Below are 20,411 nucleotides of genomic sequence, written 5' to 3' on the forward strand. Positions count from 1 at the left end.
CCCGGGGCGGACTCCCCGGGCGGCCGGGAAGTCTCCGTCCTGCGGGATTCATCCAAGCCCGGCCTGCGGCCGTTCCACGCTTGGCGGGACTGGCGCTGCCCAGGACGCTGGCAACGGACGACGGCGCCGGCCCGGGGCTACTCGGCGATGTCCTCCGCCCACAGGCCGGGGTTCTCGGTCTGGAAGGTGCGCATCATGTCCACGCAGCGCTGATCATCCAGGACCACCACCTCCACCCCGCGTGACCGCAGGAGCTCCAATTCGCCGTCGAACGTGCGTGCTTCGCCCACCACCACGCGGGGGATCTTGAACTGGATGATCGTTCCGGCGCACATGGCACACGGGGCGAGGGTGGTGTAGAGCGTGGTGTCCCGGTAGCTCGTCTGCCGGCCGGCGGCGCGGAGCGCGGACATTTCCCCGTGCGCGATCGGGTCGTCCTGTTGGACGCGTTCGTTGTGCCCGCTTGCAATGACCACGCCGTCCCGGGCGAGCGCCGCTCCGATGGGGATACCGCCCTCGGCCAGGCCCTTTTGGGCGGCCTGGTAGGCGGCTTCAAATGCGGGGTGGTCGGTGCTGCCCGCTTCCGGCGCGGCGGACCGGTGCTGCTCGTGGGTCATGGCGCCATTGTTGCACGCGGCTACGTCCCTTTCGGTGATGCAGCAGTTCCAGTCCTAGGACTTGACTTCCTCATTTGCAGCGACGGACTCGGCAATACGCTTGATTGCTGCGAGCGTTTTCGGAATGCCGTCCAGCGCCTGCCGGGTGCGGTCGGCGATCTGGGCGTCAGCGTCAGCACCGTACTTCTCCCCGAACATGGCTAGTCCCTCCGGCAGGAATTCCCAGGACTCGCTCAAAATGGTTCCGTCATCTGCCGGGGTGAGTGCGAAGCCCCAGCGGACAAACCTGCCGCCCACCACCCAGGCGAACTCGCGGCCACGCTCGGCAGCCACCACCTGCGAGCGGGTCTCCCAGGACCGGTGCGGGAGCTCGTTACGGCCGGTGAACCAGGCACCGGGCTGGCCGGCGCTGTCCTGGTCGTCCCACCAGCACCGCGTGCAAACCGGGCTCCACTCACCGGTGCGGGTGATGTCGGAGACCAGGTCGTACAGCGCCTCTGCTGATGCCTTGACGGTGACCGACTCCTGGTGGTGGCGGATGCTGTTCTGGTTCATGGGTCCATCCTTACAGACGGTCACTTCTTCTGCCGCCGGCTGCCGCCGTGCCAGTCCTCCTGCTGGCCAGCCGTACCGGGGCTGACCCCGAAGGCCGGGAGCTGCGGCTGCTCGCGCAGGCTTCGCTTGAGCTCCGCGAAACCAGGGAACCGTGCCAGCCCCACCACGTGGTCCCACAGCTCGGCGGCCGACTGGTCGTCCGGCAGCCGGCTGATCACCGGCCCGAAGAAGGCCACGCCGGCGGGCGGTTCGAAGTGGATGATGGGCGTGCCCACGTCCTTGCCCGTGAGCCCCAGCGCCTCATCCGTCTCCTGCCGGATCTCGCAGTCCCAGGAGTCGTCGTCGAGAGCCTCCGCAAGCTCCGGGGGCAGGCCGGCCTGGGCCAGGACCGGCTCCACGAACTCTCGCGTCCCCCGTTCCTCACGCACCTCGGCCTCGCTGCGCTGGCCGGCCGTGTCCGGGGCAGCTTCGAAAATCTGGGTGCCGAACGCCTCGTACAGCCGGGCGATCGACTCGCGGCCATGCTCAGCACGTGCCCGGGCCGCCACCCGCAGGAGCCGGAGCCCGGCCGTGTGTCCGGCCTCGTACTCAGGTGGGAACTGCGCGTCATAGTCAACGTGGGCGTTGATAAGGCGCAACGAAATAAACCGCCAGTCCACGGTGTACTCGCGCTGTGCCTGCACCTGCCGCACCCACTTGCTTGTCATCCAGGCGAAAGGGCAGACGGGGTCGAAATAGAAGTTGATGTCGGCATCCACGCGTCCACCCTTGCACCTGTTAGTGACCTGCGTCTAATCGCCACGGGAGGTGGACAGCAGGGTGACCGGCTTGGGGGCCTCGATGCTGGGAGCGGGAGCCACGCGCGTCTCCTCCCGCCAAGAGTGGACGCGGAACCTCGGCAAAAACTGGGCTAAACCTGGGGCACCGCCCCGCATCCCGCCTATAGGATTCCCTAGTCATCCGGAGCCACGGGCTTCCGGCGAACTGAAAATGGGGGTAATCAATGCCGGAACTCGGCCGCATCTACTGGACCCGGCAGGGGCTTCGCCTGGCGTACTCAGCGGTGATGGTGTGGCTCGCCGTCGCGGTGATGTCGGCGCTCATGTCGAAGACAGCACCGGCTGTCGGAGCGGGGCCGTCCGCCGCCGCAGGGGTCCTGCGCGGCATGGTGGAGAACGTCGTCGCCGCGGTTGCGCTCCCCGGCGTGGCCGCCGTCGTGCTGGGCATTGCCGCCGCCGTCATCACCGGCCGGGATGTCCGGCGCCGGGATCCCGTGCGCCGTTTCACGCGCCAGCAGCGCACTGAAGGGATGACCCGGGCCGCCGGCCTGTGCGAACTGGAAGTCGGCTTCGGGCGCCGCTGCGGCCGACCGGCCGAGCACGGCGACCACTTTTACCCGTGGTCCAAGGGCGGCTCCACCAGCCTGCAGAACTTCGTCGCAGCCTGTGCCAGATGCAACCGCGCCAAGCGTGCCAGAATCCCGTCGCCGGGCCAGCAGCAACGGATGGAACGACGACGGCGGGAGTACCTGGCGCCGTCGGCTTCCGTCAGCGTGGGCGAACGGCAGCCCCTGCCCTGACGCCCGCCAGCACCTAAGGGTGCACCAGCGCCTTCACCGCCGTGTCCTTGTGCTTGATCAGGGTGTCGTACCCCTGCTCCATCAGGTCCTCGAGCGCGATCCGGCCGGTGATGAACGGCTTGAGGTCCGTGGCGGGGCCCCACATGGACAGGTTGCCAAATGGAGCAACACGAGGCATCGGAATAGCGGCGGCTACCGGGCACTGCAAAGTGCCAGAGCGTTCGTCGAAACCTGACTTAAAGTGATGGAGCGTCTGAGCTGGAACGGTGGGTGAACAATGTCGTAGCCATCGCCTAGAGTGATTTCGACGACGAGATGCCATCCACGAGAAGTCCTCGGGGAATGCAGGGCACACGACGTCAGGCGAAGGATTTCCTCAGGATTATCACAGCTCCGCAAGCTGCGGGAGCCCTGTGCCATAGTGTGCACTTGGGGGACAATTCGTAGTTGAGAAGTGCCACCACTGCAAATGTTAGGCACCAGCGCAGAAGCGAGTCCTCCAACCCCATGACCTCACTGATTTCCTGGCTCGACGCATCCACTGAGGAAAACTCCAAGATGCGCGAACTCGTAAAGCTCTTCGGCACGCCAGAAACCACGGACGACCTCGGCATGGGCCAGCTCCGAGACGCGATCAGCAACAGCCTATTCCCGGGCACATCCGTCCTGCATCTCGGCGCCCGCTACATGCTCCTTGTCCCCTGGGCCTACCAAACCGCACACCGCGGCAGCAGAAACCCGGATGAACTCCGGAAGCGGGCCGAGCAATCCGAGCGGCAGCTAATCGGCCGATTCAAGGAGCTCGGGGAGACAGGCTACATCGGTGGCGTTGCCGGTATGAACGTGCAACAGCTTCCGTCGGCGGCCTACTGGTCGGCACTACGCCGCTACGGGATCGTCAACCCCGAAACAGACCGTTCCGCCGTCGCACAACTGATGTGTGCTGACACGCCGTCCCCTGAGGAAGGCGAGAACGCGTACTACGTCTGGGATCCGAGCCTGCCGAATCCGCCGGACGGCTTCCCCCAGTCCGAAGAAAACGGACTTACGCTGTCGCACGATGAGGCCCGTTGGCTCCAGGAGCGGATCCTTACCACTTGCGCGGGCACAATGCTGGCTCACGTCGTTGGCTCCGCAATCAGTCCCGAACCAAAGTCGTGGGCACCTTGGGTTGACCCTGCGTGCCGCAGTGCGGGGGACGAACCGGCGCAGTGGCTCAAAGATGCTGAAGCATTCTCCTTCATTCACAACGGCGCCACCATCCTCTATCAGCACCTTATTGCGGAGCTGTCAGAAAAGACTTTCTCCAATGAGGCCGACACTTTGGAGCCAACACGGGATCTCCTGGAAGCCTGGGAAGAACGCCGCGACAGCATGCGCGAACTCCTCGTCAACTGGGACGCCGAGGATTACCTCGGCCGTGCCAAAACCATGAACAAAGGCATTAACAGCAACACTGCGGACTTCGCTCGGGCAATGCTCGCCGCCGCGTTCAGCGCAGAAAAGCTCATCGACAACGCAAACTTCCGCACCGCCGTCGAAACCCGGGAGAAGCTGATGAAGAAGTCCAACTCACGCTTCCGCAACGAACGCCGGCTCCGCGCATGGCAACCGCCAGCCCAAGTTGCGTCGCTGACCTTCCGCTGGACCCAAGTCCGCCGAAACGTACTGGATATCCACGCCGGGCTGGCACGGGAAGGGCAGGCAAATGCTTAATCCAGCCAACAGGCAGGCACTCACCCAACAACTGCGCCCGCCAGCCGGATTCCGGCTCGCCCATGCCGTGGGTACCACCTTCACTCTGGACATGACCAGCGCGCTGTCGGTACCGCTGAGCTTCGTCGCCGGTTCTGGAGAAGAATTCACCAACCCGGTGGCAGTTCTCAGTGCCCTGCGTAAAGTCTCCGACCGCGTAGACATCTTCTGCCAGGCCGGCCACATCAAGGCACCTTCGGACGCCTCCGACCTGCTCGCACTACTGGAACCCATGGTCCACCAGGTCAGCGTCAAGCGCGGCCTGTTCCACCCCAAAGTGTGGCTCCTCGAATTCGAGAACGGCGACGAGCGCCGCTACCGCTTCCTGTGCAGCAGCCGCAACCTCACCACCGACGCCAGCTGGGACCTCCTCGTCCGGCTGGACGGCGAACCAGTAAGGGACAGCGAGGACGCGGGTCCCGACAGCGGGCCCCTGGCACGCTTCATCGCCGGGCTCCCCAGCCTCTGCACGGTAAAGCCCGACGCCGACCGGCTGGCCAGGGTGCGCGGCCTCGCCTCCCGCCTGACGAACGTTCGCTGGGACCTGCCCGAGGACATCCACCGCTTGGCATTCCGTCCGATGGGCATGGGAGAAGACTTCGAACAGGGCTCGATCGTGGCCCACCTCCGAGACCCGGTGAACTTCATTGCGCTGAACAACAAAACGGGGAACGCAGCCTTCCTGGGACGCGACAAGCTGGTCATCTCGCCATTTTTGGACGACCGGCTGATCGGCCGGCTGCAGGACCGTTGGACAGAGCATCTCTACGTCTACTCGCGAGGCGACCAGCTGGACCTACTCAACGAGAAGACCGTTGCGGATACCCGGACTTCTTTCCAGGCTTTTGATGAGCTCGGCATCCCCGAGTCGGCGGACTCAGGCTTGAGCGAAACGGACGAGTCCGGGACCCAGAAGATTGCAGATGATCTGACCGGCCTTCATGCCAAGGCCTATTTCTGCGACTACGACCACTTCACCTATGCACTCTTGGGTTCCGCCAACGCCACCGAGGCGGGTTTCACCAAGAACGTTGAATTCCTGCTGGAAATGCGCGGAGCCAAGAAGCGCCTTGGGGTCCAGCGAATCAGGGAAAGTATGAAGGACCTTCCCTTCGCGGTTTATGACGGCACGGGCGGCCAAGCCCGCTCGGAGGAAGACAAAGCAGCCTTCCGACTGGAGAACGCGCTGCGGGATGCCGCAGCCCACCGGTTCCTCCTAGACGCCGTACCCGACGGCGGAGCCAAGAACGCCTTTACAGTGATCGTCTCGCATGACTGGTCACCGAAGCCTGAGTTCAACGCGACGCTGAGGCTCCTCTCGCTCCCCCAGCCGAGCGCCGTCGTCGAGCCTTCCTCTGGCCCGCATGACCATTCCTTCCACGCAATACCGCTCGCCGACGTGACCCCTTACCTGGTGCTCACGCTCGAGGACGCGGAGGCCGGACTGTCCAAGAGCACGGTGATCCAGGGCAGCCTCCGCACCGACCCTGCGGGCCGGCTGGACGAGATCATCGCGCGCCAGCTGGATGACCCGCAGAAGCTCCGTCAGTTCCTCCTGCTGTTCCTCACGCCCGAGGATGCCCTGCCTGGGTCAGGAACCGGTGCCGGATGGTTCGCGAGTTCCGGATTCGGAGACGGATCGACCGCCGGTCTCTTTGAGGCCATGGTGGGAGCTATGGCCAGCCCGGACGCCTTGTCCGTGTTTCCGGACCTGAAGGTAGTCATGGACCGGCTGCTCGCCCTTCGCGGCGATGATCCGGAGATTCAACAGCTGCACGTACTGTGGACGGCAGCCAGCGACGCACTGGACATGGGGGAATTTCATGGGGTTTGACGCAACGCCTGCACTGGACGGCCTCCGGGGCTTCCAGCGACGGACCGTCGAACACGTCTTCAAGCGCCTGTACCTGGACGACCAGCCGGCGGACCGCTTCCTTGTGGCCGACGAGACCGGCCTGGGCAAGAGCATGGTGGCCCGCGGCGTTATCGCGAAGGCCATTGAGAGACTTGATCAGGGGGACTCCGGCGTGGACCGGATCGACGTCGTCTACGTCTGTTCCAATGCTGATCTGGCAAAGCAGAACCTTAGCCGGCTGAACGTCACAGGGCAGAAGGACATCATCGAGTCTGGGCGGCTTACACTGCTGCCCACCGAGTTGGCCAAACTCAACGCTCCGGCGGCGCCGGGGACCCGAAAGCGGGTCAATTTCATATCGCTGACGCCGGGCACCTCGTTCAATGTGGGAGGCGCGACAGGGCAGGCGCGGGAGCGGGCCGTGCTCTTCCGCATCCTGGCGCAGCTCGGCGTCATTAACGAGGAGCAGCATTCCGACGCCGTTGAGCTTCTTCGCGCGGGCTCCTCCACCGGGCGATTCGCTCGCCGCGTGCAATACATGCACGAGCAATTCCCTGGTGGTTTCTCCGTCCCGGTAAGGAATCGTTTCCGTACGATCGCCCACCAAAGCGGCAATCTACCCGCGTTCCGCAAAGCCCTCCGTGAAGCTTCGCGCGACGGAGCTAATGCTGTTCGGCCCCGCATGAGCGCCATTATCGGTGGCCTACGGGGAGACCTCGCCCAGGCAGGCCTGGATTGCCTGGAACCGGACCTGATCATTCTCGATGAGTTCCAGCGCTTCCGCGATCTGCTCTACTCCCCCGGCACGGCGCCAAGCGATGAGGATCCCGCGGCGGAGCTCGCCCGGCAATTCCTCAATTACAAAGGGGCCAAGCTCATCCTGCTGTCGGCGACGCCGTACAAGGCGCACACGGCTGCGAATGACGCCGACGGCGACGATCACGCCGCGGACTTCCGGCAGCTGCTGCGGTTCCTGAGCAGTGAGCGTTCCGGGTATATGGAAAGCCTCGAGGCGGATCTGGACGACCGGCGGACGCAGCTGCTCAAGCAGGTACCGGACGAGGCCCTGACCGAACGGATCGAAGATCAGCTGAGACTGTTTATGGCCCGGACGGAGCGCCCGCAGCTGGGCAAGGACGACATGCTGTCCGTGATCGAAATGGCGCCTACCGATGTCCGGGCTACTGACCTTGCGAGCTACAAATCTCTCTCCGCGTTGTTCCGCGCCACGCGCACGGGCAATCCCATGGAGTATTGGAAGTCCGTGCCGATGTTCGCCCACTTCCTGACTGACTACAAGGTGGGCAGGATGCTGGACGGGCGAATCCAGTGCGACCGCGAAGCCGTAGACCCGGTGCTGCCAGTGCTGACCACGATCGATGCGGATGCCTACCGCCGCTATGGCGCCGTGGAAACTGACAACGCGAAGTTCAGGGCCGTGCGGGACCACACCGTTGGGCAAGGCTGGTGGAAGCTGCTGTGGATGCCGCCGTCGCTCCCCTATGTTGAGCCTTCCGGGGCGTTCGCAGAGGTAGGGATGGCCGTCACCAAGCAGCTGGTCTTCTCCGCGTGGAACGCCGCCCCGACGGCGATCACCACGCTGCTCTCCTACGAGGCTGAACGGCAAATTCTGGAGGGGTCTCCGCTGCATGGCGAGAACACCGCCGATGCCCGCAAGCGTTTCCGTGGTCGTTTGCGGTTCCGTGTCCGCGAAGGTGAACCGCAGGCTATGTCCACCTTGGCGTTGTTCATTCCCCATGCTGCCCTTGCCTTGGTTGGTGATCCATTGCAGGCTGCAGCCATGAATGGCTCGCTCGCCGCTGCAAATGCCGTTCGGGAAGCCGCGGCAGTGGCCGGTAGCGCCTTGGTGGGGAGCGCCTCCGTCGAGCCCTCGAACCGCCTCGGTGCCTGGGCTTCCTATTTCTCCGTTCCTGGCGCGCTTCCTGCTGAGTGGGCAAATGACTTGAAGCTTGCCGCCAACGAGTTGCGGGCAGTGGACGAGTTCAGCCAGCAACAGGGAAAAGCCTCGGACGACGGGGGCACCGATCATGAGGGAGGCTCTGAGGCCGGCCTCTACCTGGCCCATCTTGACAGGATGCTGGAGGCAATCTCCGCCGATCCCACTTGGGAGGAGGGCGTTCAAGACCTGGCCGTCAATTCTCCGGCCAACTGCATGTACCGGGCCTTGCGGCGCATTGTTCCGGATGACTTCGACGGCGCCGAGCTGTGGAAGGCCGCCGTATTTGCGGCCACCGGACTCCGGACGCTGTTCAACCGTCTCGATGTCACCGAGCTGCTGGACAAGCTCTATCCTGAGGGCGATTACTGGCAGAAGGTGCTGCGGTATTGCGAGGGCGGGAACCTCCAGGCCGTGCTGGACGAGTACGTCTTCCAGCTCCGCAGCCAGCAGGGCCCTGAGACAATCGACAAGGAACAACTGTGGGCGCTAGCGGGCGACATCAGGCGTGCGCTGTCCCTCAAGCCCGCGCAGATGCTCGCCAAGTACCCCGACGAATCCCACGAGGATCTCCGGATGGGTGTTCGCTTCGCGGTCCGGTACAGCAACAGCAAGACGGAGGACGGGGACAGCAACCGCATGCCCGAGGTTCGGCGAGCGTTTAATAGCCCGTTCTGGCCGTTTGTCTTGGCCTCCACGTCCGTGGGCCAGGAGGGCATCGATTTCCACTGGTGGGCGCACTCCGTCATCCACTGGAACGTTCCTAGGAACCCTGTCGATTTTGAACAGCGGGAGGGGCGGGTGCACCGGTATCTGGGGCATGCAGTTCGAAAAAATGTTGCTGCCGCTCATGGTGCTGCAGTGCTGAAGCCTGGGATGAGTGACCCGTGGAGGACGCTGTTCGAAGTCGCTTCTGCGGACATCGCCGCACAGCCCGAAAGTTCCAGCACTGAGTTTGCTCCTCATTGGATTCATCCTGGAGCTCACAAGATTGAGCGCCGGTTGCTGGATCACCCGCTGAGCCGGGATGTGCCGCGGACCAAGCACATGCTCAATGGGCTGGCGAAGTACCGGCTGACTCTTGGACAGGCTCGGCAGGACGATCTGTTGGGGCTGATCAAGGACGGGGCTGAGTTGAAGCCGCTGAACCTGAGACCATAGCACGCCCGCCGATTCTCAGGCTACGGGATAGGGCTAATGCTGCCCGCAACCGCCTTCCCAGCTAGCCCTGCCCAGCCGCGCGTCCCAGCTGTTGAAAGATCATCGCGCTCTGCGCGAGGCCGGAGCAGCAGGAGGGTCTACATCGGGCTGGTCAAGAGCTGCACTGCGCGTGACCGATGTGTAGATGCAATTGATTTTCGCTGACGCAGGCGTCGCAGGGTTTGCTGGCGGGCCTGCCCGCCAGAACACAGGGGCATGGAGGTGTGCGTGCTGGACGGAGTTACCGAAGACGATGGCTCGCAAATTGTCGGTGCTGATGACCTTGCCCCGGAGGTCTCGGAACCTCCGCCTCGCGCGCCGCTTGCAGCTGCAGAATGCCCTCAGCTGGATGGCGGTTCAGACTCGGCTCACGCGCTGGAGAATTCCCTATTTCATTTGACGCTCGATATTGTGATGTGCATGAACGGGCAACAGGAAATAGATCTTCCAAGGTCGGCAGATAACGAAGTTAGTCTTTCTAATTATTCCAGCGAAGAACTTCTTGCGGAGTTGGCTCGGCGGCTCCACACAGCATCAGAGGAGCTAAAACTTCTCCGTCGCCTGCCGCGTACCGACAGCCAAAGTTTCGATCAAAGTCCGGCGCGGGACCTTCCCGGGACCGCAGAAGGGCTACTCGCAATCATCAATGTCGACCCTCGGACAGAGCGTGCTAGCAGCGCTTGGGACAGCCAAGACCCGTACACATCCGTAAAACTCCTCAGGAAAAAAGCCATTGTTAAGCTTGCACGGGTATGGACTCGCATGGCACTGGATCCATCGAAGCTCCGCAATGGCGAGATCAACCGCCGCCGCTTGGAACGCGAGACTGGTATAGCCAGAAATACAATGCGCCCATACCTTGACGCTGGCTTGGCGTTGCACAAGGCTGGACGCCTCTATCTCGACAGCGACCCGTCGGAGCTCGATATCCGCATCGTTGAAAAATCAATGGACGAGGGTGAGCGCGGTCGCATGTGCGAAAGTAAATCGAAGGTAAAAAGTGACTTTTAGGTGCGACACAGAATTCGCTACATGGAAGAGGAACCAGCAATCGAGAAGTTTCTCCTGATAGTCGACGATAAAGAAGTTGCATTCATCCGGTCAGTGCTCGATAGCGCAGGTTAAAGCGGATGTAATGGCGCTGCTCGCCGATGAAGTCCAGGACCGCCAGCACCGCTTTGCCGTGGCCGCGTCCCAGCTGCTGAAGACAGACCGTCCACCCTCAGTGATGCAGCGCCTCCAAGACATGTGAGTTGCGGGTGTCAGTGATTTTCGGCACAGATCTAAACCCAGCTGAACCTGCGGCAGCGAAGACCAACATGTGCAGGCCGTGAACCCGCCTGTCCGAGCCGTCAAGACGCGACGCGACGCGAAACCGAGTTACAGCATCCTGCTCCGCTCGGCCAGATATGCTCGAGGGATGCCGCCTGTGTGTTCCTAAGCCAGATGTCAGCGGTGGGTAGTAGTTTGAACAAAGCGGCTGACAGCCGCAGATGATTCTCACGTCTTGGGCGTGTAAAGAGCAGTAAAGAGGCAAGCGTGGGAGTTATCCCCATTATTGATATTTTTGCCGGGCCCGGCGGCCTGGGCGAGGGATTTGCATCGGTCGCGGCTGAGGGGCAGCCTGTTTTCGAGTCGGTTGCTGCCATCGAAATGGAACGCTCGGCTCACTCAACTCTGACGTTGCGAAGTGCCTTTCGGGACCTGCGGGACCGAAGCCAAGTCCCCCGCGCCTACTACCGGTTCCTCCGTGCGGAGATTGGTGAGCGTGAGCTCCGCCAAGACGGGAAAATGGCTGCCGCTTTGGAGCGAGCCTCACGCCACGTCCACCAACTTGAACTCGGGCCTGACACACGAGAAGTGTCGGACCTTCACATAAAGGTTGGGCTGGACGGAGCGACGAATTGGGTTCTGATTGGCGGGCCACCCTGCCAGGCTTATTCCTTGGTTGGCCGTTCTCGAAGAGCCAACGATTTGACCTTCGAAGATGACAAAAAGCACTTCCTGTACCAAGAATACCTTCACATCATCAGGAAGTTTTCTCCGGCCGTTTTCGTCATGGAGAACGTTAAGGGGCTACTCTCATCGACCCACGGCGGACAACCCATGTTTGCACGCATTCGAGAGGACCTTAAGAACGAGGGCGGCGATGCGGAGTATGTCATTTACTCACTTACTATTCCTGATGAACCAGAAGAGCTATCACCTCGAGATTTCGTCATAAGGTCAGAAGAATACGGCGTGCCGCAACAGCGCCACCGTGTAATCCTCCTAGGCGTCCGCTCTGACATAGGCAAGAAGCCTATGTTCCTTCAAAAACGCAAGAAACAAGCAACCGTCAGAGAGGCTATAGGGGATCTCCCGGCTATACGGTCCCGCATTTCGCGCGGACGTGACGACGTTCACCTTTGGGCAGGCATACGTAGTTTGGCGCAGCGCATGGTCAAGGAGTCTGTGGCCGGCTTTGAAGAGCCGCTCCGACCAGTCCCGCCTCTTGGCCAAGAATTTATTCAAGGGCACACGAATACCCAACTCGACACTGACCTCCAGCGCTGGCTGGCCGATCCGGCTATTGGCGGATTTGCCAATCATGTTTCCCGGGGTCACATGGAAGCAGATCTATACAGGTACTTCTTCGCCGCAGCCTTCGGGGCCGTTAACCGCCGGTCTCCCCTCCTGTCAGAGTTCGCAGTTGACCTTCTCCCCAACCACAACGCTGCCAGGCTGGAATCCAAAGCATTCGCCGATCGCTTTAAAGTTCAGGTTTGGGATAGACCATCTTCAACTGTGGTCTCTCACATAGCCAAAGATGGTCACTATTACATTCACCCAGATCCTTCCCAAATGCGGAGTCTGACGGTGCGCGAAGCTGCGAGGCTTCAGACATTTCCCGATAACTACGCGTTTTTGGGCAACAGAACGCAGCAATATACGCAGATCGGGAACGCGGTGCCGCCCTACCTCGCGTACCAGATCGGCCACATCGTGCGGGAACTACTGAACTAGCTACACGGGCTATCCCATGGGGGTCAAATTGAACATCGATGACGATGGCTGGGATCTTGTTGAGCCCAGTGCAAGTCCTATATTCGAGTCGCTTCGCGCATTCGGCTACACGCCGGAAACCGCGATTGCTGATTTGGTGGACAACAGCATTGCGGCAAAATCGAAGAATATATTCATCTCATTCCAGTGGAATGACGGCGATTGCTATGTCGTCATCAAAGATGACGGCCACGGCATGGGAGCAGACCAACTTCTCGACGCGATGCGGCTCGGAAGCAAGAGCCCCCTGGAGGAACGTTCGGCAGGGGATCTTGGCAGGTTCGGACTAGGCCTAAAGACTGCTTCCATCTCCCAAGCACGGGAACTTACCGTGGTGAGCTCGAATGGACTTGGCACGGCTGTCCGAAGGTGGGACTTAGACGAAGTTCGAGCAACCGGCCAGTGGCGGCTACGAACCACACTGCCGGAACAAGTCATCAATGATATTTCGTTCACCGGAGCAGGAACAGCGGTCATTTGGACAAAGTGTGATCGTCTGGTCGGTCTTGATGATCCTGACGGGCGTGCGACTAAAACGCAGTTTCTAGCTGTGGCTGATCGCGTCGAGCGCCATCTAGCCCTAACCTTCCACCGCTTCTTGTCAGGGAGACGTGCCCTGAAAATTCACCTAAACGGACATCCAATCACGCCATGGGACCCCTTCATGGCATCGCATCTTGGGACTTGGTCTGGTGGCGAGGAACACCTGCCGTTAGACGGCAGCGTTGTAAAGGTCACCTCCTACGTACTGCCGCATAAGAGCAAGATGTCCGACGACGAGCATCGCCAAGCAGCGGGAGTTGCAGGGTGGAATGCTAATCAGGGCTTCTATGTCTTCCGCAATGACAGGCTTCTCGTGGCCGGAAGCTGGCTGGGCGTGGGCGGCATGAAGGAAGAGCATGCAAAGCTTGCTAGGATCGCGCTCGACTTTCCCGTTGAATTGGACCATCACTGGCAAGTGGACGTCAGAAAGTCTCATGTGCGTCCCCCGGCCCCTCTGGTGACTGACCTTCGCCGCATTGCACGTGATGCCAAGTCCAAAGCCCAGTCCGTCTATAGGTTTAGAGGGCAATTCAGCGCCCGCAACGCTGCCCAGGACTTTGTCTTTGCATGGCGCGAATACAAGGACCGGGACGGAAAGATCACCTACAAAATCAACCGTGACAACCCCGTCGTTACGCAACTGTTGGAAGCGGCGCCAGGCGCCCAAGATGAGATACGGCGCCTACTCCGCTTCGTCGAGGAAACCCTGCCGCTGACGCAGATCGCCATCCACGTTGCCGACGGCATCGAGTCTTCACATCGACCCTTCGAGGGAAATGCTAATGAAGTGATGGCGGATCTGGATTTTCTGTGCCGGCGCATGACAAATCGAGGTCGCAATATGGCCGCAGCAATAGGCGAGCTATCAAGCGTTGAGCCTTTTTCGCTTTACCCTGAAATCGTGGCTGCATATAAAGAGAAAGTTGGAGTCGAATGAGAACTCTTGCACGCATTTTGAAGCTCGCTCGGGTCGACCTCGAGGACTTCCAGAAGGACAAGGCGCTCCTCACAAGAGAAGACATCGAGTCTGCAGTCACTGATGCCCACGACTTCTCGGTTCAAAGGGGCTTGGAGCCCGCGACTGAAGAGGACCTGACAGAGATCGTCCGTCAGCTCGAAAAGGAGTTCAACACCTACGTAGAACCCGGCGAGGGTCTCTACGATCCGACAGATCACAAACCTTGGCTCGCAACAAGAAGGTCAAACATCGAGTGGCGCTTCTGGGACAGGTACCGGCGGCTGATGATCGAGGATGAGGGCAGACCCGGCCACGTTTTCGATAAATCCGTAGGAGTGGTTACAGACAAGATATTGGATTCCCTCGAGGATCCTACAAGAGAGGGAAGGTGGGAGCGCCGGGGACTCGTTGCCGGCCAAGTGCAATCGGGCAAAACTTCTAACTATATAGGCCTCATCAACAAAGCCATTGATTCTGGGTACAAGCTCGTGATTGTCTTGGCCGGTGCGCATGATAGTCTCCGAAGCCAAACGCAACAACGTGTGAATGAGGGCGTCTTAGGATTCAACACCGTCGACGCATTTAGCAGTACCGGCCAATCCCCCAAAACGGGCGTCGGCCTTAAATCGGGACCCTTTCTACGAATCAACTGCTCGACCACTGTTGAATCAAACGGAGACTTCAGTCTCAGCACCGCCAAGAGGGCACTGCAGTCCTTGGGCGGCGACCCGGTAATCCTCGTGGTCAAAAAAAATGCATCAATATTGTCCAACGTCTACAGGTGGGCCACGGAGCTTACGCACACGGTTGATCCTGAGACGAATAAAAAAATCGTCCAGAAGCTTCCGCTCCTGGTGCTCGACGATGAAGCAGACTACGCATCCGTCGACACTAGCCAGAAGAAGCTCACAGACGACGAGAGTGACCCGTCGAAAATTAATGGTCTAATTCGTAAAATTTTGGATACGTTCGAACAAAGCGCTTACGTCGCGTATACGGCGACTCCGTTTGCCAACATCTTCATCGATCCGAAGGCCAAGCATAGCTCTGTAGGTAATGACCTATTTCCTGAGCACTTCATTATAAGGCTTCCAGAGCCCTCCAATTACTCCGGCCCTATTCGCTTCTTTGGACTAAATGAGGACACGGACGTTGGGTTAGAAAGTGTCACCCCGATTCCGACTCTGCGGACAGTGGACGATCACGAAGGTTGGCTCCGTGACGGGCACAAGAAGACGGAGGTGCCGGAAGACGAACTACCTGACTCGATGAAGACGGCCATCCAGTCCTTCATTCTTTCGGCCGCACTCAAACAGCTTCGACCCATCAAGAACAAGCATTCTTCAATGCTTGTTCACGTCACGCGGTTCAAAGACGTTCAAGAAGGTGTGCGTCTTCAGGTCGAGGACTACGTTGAAGAACTTCGCGTCTCCGTTCGTCATGAAGGTGTCGAGGAGTCAGGATCCGCGCTTTCTGAGTTGAAAAAGCTCTACCAGTCGGACTTCCTTACTACGACCTCGACTATGATGCGGCAAGAGGAATCTCGTTCCGAATGTATGGAGATCTCTCCTTGGTACGAAGTCGCCGTCACCCTCTCTTCAGTGCTGGATGAAGTCGAAGTGCAAGTGGTAAACGGATCCGTCAAAGATTCCCTGATGTATTCTTCTCGCCCGGAGGGGCTCACCGTTATTGCTGTGGGAGGGGACAAACTCTCCCGCGGTCTTACTCTGGAGGGTCTCACTACCTCCTACTACTTAAGGGCGTCAAGGATGTATGACACCCTGATGCAAATGGGCCGATGGTTTGGATATCGGCCCGGGTACCTAGATTTGTGCCGAATATTTACCACTTCTCAGCTGGTAACTTGGTATGAGCGAATTACTAATGCAACCGCCAAGTTGTACCGTGAATTCGATATCATGGCACAGTTGAACAAAACCCCTAAGCAATTCGGCCTTCGCGTCCAGCAACATCCGGACGGTCTAATGGTTACTGCCCGCAATAAGTCCAGAAATGCACAAAGCCTCCGCGTATCCTTCGCTGGAACGCAGTGTGAGACCCTGCTTTTTGATACCTCGGCGGCTTCCCGCAAAGCCAACTGGGATGCGCTTGATTCTCTACTAACTGCCTGCCTCGTGAAACCTGACGTGTTGGAAAGGTCGCAGGTTGCTTCTGTGGAGGCCAACGTTGTCATCGATTTCCTAAACTCCTATGTGGCTCACAGAGATACCGGCAGAGGTCTGCCTAAACCATTGGTGGATTACATCCGACAGTGCACACATCTAGACGTGCCAGAACTCGAGAATTGGATCGTGATGATCGGTTCGAGGCAGGGGACTGGTGATGATCTCCTAACGACCCCTAGTGGGAAGAAACTACGGTCATTCGACCGAGCCCCTTCGCCTGAACTCGAAAACCAAGTGATGGAGTCAGAGAACGGTGTCCGCCAACCGAGGGTGACAATAAAGAGACTCGTAAGTTCGGGGGATGAACTTCTGCCACTCCAGAAGGGATCTGAGGAGTGGGAACGTGCTCTCGGCTGGGCGCAAGAACGCTTCGATGCCGGGGACGCCAAGGCTCGGACCAGGCCAACCCGTCCATCCGCGGCTGCAGAACGGATGGTGCGAGACAAGAACACTGGTTTCTTAATGGTCTATCCCTTGAATCCTGAGAAACTGCTCCATAAAGATCTGCTTCAAGAAGTAACAACCCATGATGACGCACCCATTCCTCTTGTGGGATTCGCTGTGTCATTCCCCCAGAGTGATAACGACTTGGCTGTCGAATACCAGGTGAACTCGGTCTACTGGGATGCGATGTTCGACGATGAGGATGAAGGTGCACAAGATGAACAGCAGGCTTGAGCCCTATCATTCCGACGACGTCGATCTCGACGCAGCTTGGAAGTCGCTGGAGTCTAGTCGTTCAAGCATTGGGGAGGTACGAAGGCGGCTTTCTTCGCCACCAGGCCAAGATCGCTTCGCGCTGATCAGTTTTACGTCCGGACGAAGAAGGGGCCTCCTCTTCAAAGCCCCCGGCGAGCTCAAGGAGATTCAGCCCGGTCTCCCCTCCGTAGCCGGACTCGATATTCGTTTGATTGACGTGGGTGGGGGCAACCTCGAGCTGCGCATCCTTGAATCGGCTTCAGAAGTTACCTCCGTGTTCAGAGCCTTGGCCCGAGATATCACAAATTGCGTTGAGGGAACGAAAGCAGGAGCGCTAATAAAGCAGGTCGTCCGCCGCCTAGAGCTTTGGCAGGGCTTCTTCACCGTTGCCCGCCAAGGCCTAGCCGCGCAGGCGCAAGCTGGATTGGTCGCAGAGCTCCTCACCCTTAGGGACTATTTCATCCCATACGCCGGCGAGGAGAAGGCGGCTGACAGCTGGTTCGGTCCCGAGCGGGCACTTCAAGATTTCTGTGATTCCCAGCTTGCCGTTGAAGTTAAATCCACATCCTCCACAGGATCACGGCAGGTGACGATCGCTAATGAGCGTCAACTAGACCTAGTCCAAACGGAGACTTTTCTCATGGCGGCCTACTCCTTGGACATCAGGGGAGACGGGATCGGTTTCAAGCTGCCTAGCTTGGTAGCCGATGTGCGGGAGGCGATGAACGGCAATGAGCATGCGAAGCTGACTTTGGAAGCACGGCTAATCAGAAGCGGCTACATTGATGACCATTCCGGCCAATACACCAACACCTTCGAAGTGCGCAAGCGGCAGTGGTTCGAAATTCGCGAGGATTTCCCTAGAATAACCGAGTCTATTATTCCGCATGGTATCAGCCATGTCAGCTACAAAATCGATCTAGAATCCTGTGGTCCCTGGGTTCTTTCGGCTGGTGACGTCTTGGACGTGTTCAGGAGGACTTACGCGTGACTACAATCGAACAGTTTCACGCAGAACTAACCCAAGAAGTCCGTTCCACAGCGGAGAATGAAGAGTCGCCCCAGAGTTTGGCGCAAGCCTTCACCGAGTACGCCGCGAACCTGCTCCTAGAAGCAGGCGAGGCTAATGATCCAAGGATCGCGGTGCTCTCCAAACCGGGATTGATCTGCTCCGGTGTGGACTGGGACGAGGAGAGAAGCCGCCTAACTGTCTTTGGGACTCTGTTCCGTTCGACAGACGGCATCTCAAGCCTGACCAAAGCCGACCTTCAACCCTTGTTGACTGGGATGAGCGGATTTACGTCGCACTCATCGATGAACTTAGATCAGTACGTTGACGAGTCATCGGACCTTCACGACGTCGTGTCCGAGGTAAAGACTCTCTGGCCGGCGGTGGAAAGTATTCGCCTGATGGTTCTAAGTAACCTGCGCCTCCGAACGGAAATCCCAGCTCTCGGGGATATTCGCGACCGCCCCGTTTCCGTCGAGGTGTGGGACTTGGAGCGCATTCACAAGATTGATAGCTCTGGGGAAGCACAAGAGCCCGTGTATATAAACTTTCCCGATTACGGGATCGACGGCATCCAAGCTCTTGGGCCATTTGGTGACCCCGATGATTACGAGTCCTATCTTGCGGTCATCCCGGGAGATGTCTTGGCCCGCATCTATGGCTTATACGGCCCCAGGCTTCTGGAGCTCAATGTCCGTTCTTTCCTACAGACGCGTGGCAAGATCAATCAAGGGATACAGTCAACCATCGCAGAAGAGCCTGATAGGTTTCTCGCTTACAACAACGGTCTGTCACTGACGGCCGCCGGTGTTGAGACAACCTCTGATGGCGGACGAACCTTGGTGACGAATCTGCATGATGTGCAGATAGTCAACGGTGGGCAGACGACGGCTTCGCTCTACCACGCGCTTTCGAAGAGCAAGCGAGATCTCTCTGAGGTCCAAGTTCAACTGAAGCTGACCGTCGTCGCAGACGAAGTCCGCCATGAATTGGCCCGGTCTATCTCGCAGTTTTCCAACGCACAGAATCCCGTTCGCATGGCCGACTTCACTGCGAATGACAAGTTCCATGTGGCGATGGAACAGATTTCGCGTTCCAAGTGGGCTCCAGGCAAGAATGGCTCCCACCAAATGACGCGATGGTTCTTCGAGCGAGCTCGTGGCCAGTACGCCGATGCCGTAGCGAGGGAACGGACACCGGCGGCTCAGAGGAGCTTCAAGAGCGAGCACCCGATCTCGCAGAAAATCCTAAAGACCGACGTCGCAAAGTACGAACACATGTGGCTGCAAAAGCCGCATGTTGTTAGCTTGGGTGCCGAAAAGAATTTCCGAGAGTTCCTCCAATCACGCACCGAGAATGGCGATCGGACGCTCCCTGACGAAGCCTACTTTGAGCGCCTGGTGGCCAAGGCGATCCTCTGGAAGGACACTGAGCGCATAGTCACGAAGCTGGCTCTGGGAGGCTACCGGTCTGTCACGGTCGCCTACACTTTGGCATTTCTATCGCGGGGGTCCAAGCAGCGCCTCGATCTCAACAAGATCTGGCAAGAACAGCAGCTACCCGAGCGGCTGGCAGATGTGATCATGGGCTTGGCGCCCCGAGTGCATGAGGTAATCCTGCAAAGTGCAGGTACTAGGAACGTAACCGAGTGGGCAAAGAAAAAGGAATGCTGGGATGCGGTGTGCGCCATTCCTTGGCTAGCCCCTGATGATATTCTCACAAAGTCCTCGACACCCTACTTAGGGCCGAACAACATGGCTGATACGCCGGAAGCCGCTGCCGCGAAGTCCGATGAAGAGACGGAAGCGCTGAAACGGGTCATTATGGCTTCGTCGCACACTTGGAAAGCTATTTCTTCATGGGCCAAGGAAACCAGTAACCTGCAGTCTTTTCAGCGATCCATTGCTTACTCGTTGGGAAACCTCCTCGAAAAGGGACGAGCCCCTTCTGTGAAGCAGGCTATTCAGGGAGTCAAGATTTTGGATGAAGTCGAGCGCCTAGGGTTCGATCTCCAAGCCGATCACAGCCGTACGTGACATCCGATAATCCGCTGGCAGCTTTATGCCCAGCCTGACCGTCCCCGTACAACTGGCTCTTCGCGAATGAGCGGGGTTAGGGGGCTCTTCGTGTCCTTTTTGAATTAGTAGCGATCAAGCAACCCGATAACCAAAAGAGTCACTGACATGAGAGACTCTATGTCTTGTTTCCCTAGCGCTGGCGCACCCGGGACGGATGTGCTGCTCCATGTCGAGGGCATCCACGTCTGGACCATCACCACGACCGCGCCGAGCCCATTGATCCAATTTTGCATTTCAATCCTCTCATTGAGCAAAGGCGTTAGTAAGCAGATGTTCAATGACTCACGCTTTACGACGAACAGGATGAAGCTACACATGACTAATTCGATCGGCGATTGGTTTCTGAACGGCCAAGACGTCTCCACGGAAGACTCT

13 protein-coding genes and 1 pseudogene are annotated in these 20,411 nt (G+C 59.2%); 10 read left to right on the forward strand and 4 right to left on the reverse strand.

What is annotated here, in order from left to right; all coding sequences use genetic code 11:
• Positions 1–137: 137 nt before the first annotated feature.
• From Q9R30_RS10045 to Q9R30_RS10055, 3 genes are read right to left on the reverse strand one after another with little or no spacing between them, the layout of a single operon-like run.
• The gene (locus tag Q9R30_RS10045) at positions 138–617 is read right to left on the reverse strand and encodes a nucleoside deaminase (RefSeq protein ID WP_311217490.1); all 480 of its coding nucleotides are present in this window, start codon (positions 615–617) and stop codon (positions 138–140) included.
• A 54-nt stretch (positions 618–671) separates the two neighbouring features.
• Positions 672–1,172 carry an SRPBCC family protein gene (locus Q9R30_RS10050; RefSeq protein WP_311217491.1) on the reverse strand — a complete coding sequence of 167 codons (501 nt, stop codon included), beginning with the start codon at positions 1,170–1,172 and terminating at the stop codon, positions 672–674.
• A 20-nt stretch (positions 1,173–1,192) separates the two neighbouring features.
• Positions 1,193–1,930 carry a hypothetical protein gene (locus Q9R30_RS10055; protein ID WP_311217492.1) on the reverse strand — a complete coding sequence of 246 codons (738 nt, stop codon included), beginning with the start codon at positions 1,928–1,930 and terminating at the stop codon, positions 1,193–1,195.
• Between the two features lie 245 nt (positions 1,931–2,175).
• Between Q9R30_RS10055 and Q9R30_RS10060 the strand changes: the two genes are divergently transcribed.
• Positions 2,176–2,751, forward strand: coding sequence for an HNH endonuclease signature motif containing protein (locus tag Q9R30_RS10060; protein ID WP_311217493.1), 576 nt, complete (start codon positions 2,176–2,178; stop codon positions 2,749–2,751).
• Between the two features lie 13 nt (positions 2,752–2,764).
• Here Q9R30_RS10060 and Q9R30_RS10065 read toward each other — a convergent pair.
• A pseudogene (locus Q9R30_RS10065) lies at positions 2,765–2,878 on the reverse strand (2,3-butanediol dehydrogenase); the annotation flags it as partial.
• Positions 2,879–3,258: 380 nt separating this feature from the next.
• Here Q9R30_RS10065 and Q9R30_RS10070 point away from each other — a divergent pair.
• The 9 genes from Q9R30_RS10070 (at position 3,259) to Q9R30_RS10110 (ending at position 19,994) form a co-directional block, all read left to right on the forward strand.
• Entirely contained in the window at positions 3,259–4,467 is a 1,209-nt protein-coding gene (locus tag Q9R30_RS10070) for a DUF6361 family protein (RefSeq protein WP_311217494.1), read from the forward strand.
• Positions 4,468–4,558: 91 nt separating this feature from the next.
• On the forward strand, positions 4,559–6,340 hold the full coding sequence (locus Q9R30_RS10075; RefSeq protein ID WP_311217495.1) for a phospholipase D family protein: 1,782 nt from the start codon (positions 4,559–4,561) through the stop codon (positions 6,338–6,340).
• A 103-nt stretch (positions 6,341–6,443) separates the two neighbouring features.
• Positions 6,444–9,479, forward strand: coding sequence for a helicase C-terminal domain-containing protein (locus Q9R30_RS10080; RefSeq protein WP_311217496.1), 3,036 nt, complete (start codon positions 6,444–6,446; stop codon positions 9,477–9,479).
• 267 nt (positions 9,480–9,746) lie between these two features.
• Entirely contained in the window at positions 9,747–10,529 is a 783-nt protein-coding gene (locus Q9R30_RS10085) for a hypothetical protein (protein WP_311217497.1), read from the forward strand.
• Positions 10,530–11,057: 528 nt separating this feature from the next.
• Entirely contained in the window at positions 11,058–12,524 is a 1,467-nt protein-coding gene (locus tag Q9R30_RS10090; RefSeq protein ID WP_311217498.1) for a DNA cytosine methyltransferase, read from the forward strand.
• A 28-nt stretch (positions 12,525–12,552) separates the two neighbouring features.
• The gene (locus Q9R30_RS10095) at positions 12,553–14,043 is read left to right on the forward strand and encodes an ATP-binding protein (protein ID WP_311217499.1); all 1,491 of its coding nucleotides are present in this window, start codon (positions 12,553–12,555) and stop codon (positions 14,041–14,043) included.
• Entirely contained in the window at positions 14,040–16,928 is a 2,889-nt protein-coding gene (locus Q9R30_RS10100) for a Z1 domain-containing protein (RefSeq protein WP_311217500.1), read from the forward strand. Before Q9R30_RS10095 ends, Q9R30_RS10100 begins: the two co-directional genes overlap by 4 nt.
• Positions 16,912–17,940, forward strand: coding sequence for a PD-(D/E)XK motif protein (locus Q9R30_RS10105; protein WP_311217501.1), 1,029 nt, complete (start codon positions 16,912–16,914; stop codon positions 17,938–17,940). The genes Q9R30_RS10100 and Q9R30_RS10105 overlap by 17 nt, the downstream gene beginning before the upstream one ends.
• Complete coding sequence (locus tag Q9R30_RS10110) at positions 17,937–19,994, forward strand: AIPR family protein (protein WP_311217502.1); 2,058 nt, start codon at positions 17,937–17,939, stop codon at positions 19,992–19,994. The genes Q9R30_RS10105 and Q9R30_RS10110 overlap by 4 nt, the downstream gene beginning before the upstream one ends.
• Positions 19,995–20,411 lie beyond the last annotated feature (417 nt).

The sequence above is a fragment of the Arthrobacter sp. AB6 genome (assembly GCF_031844545.1).
Lineage (GTDB): Bacteria > Actinomycetota > Actinomycetes > Actinomycetales > Micrococcaceae > Arthrobacter.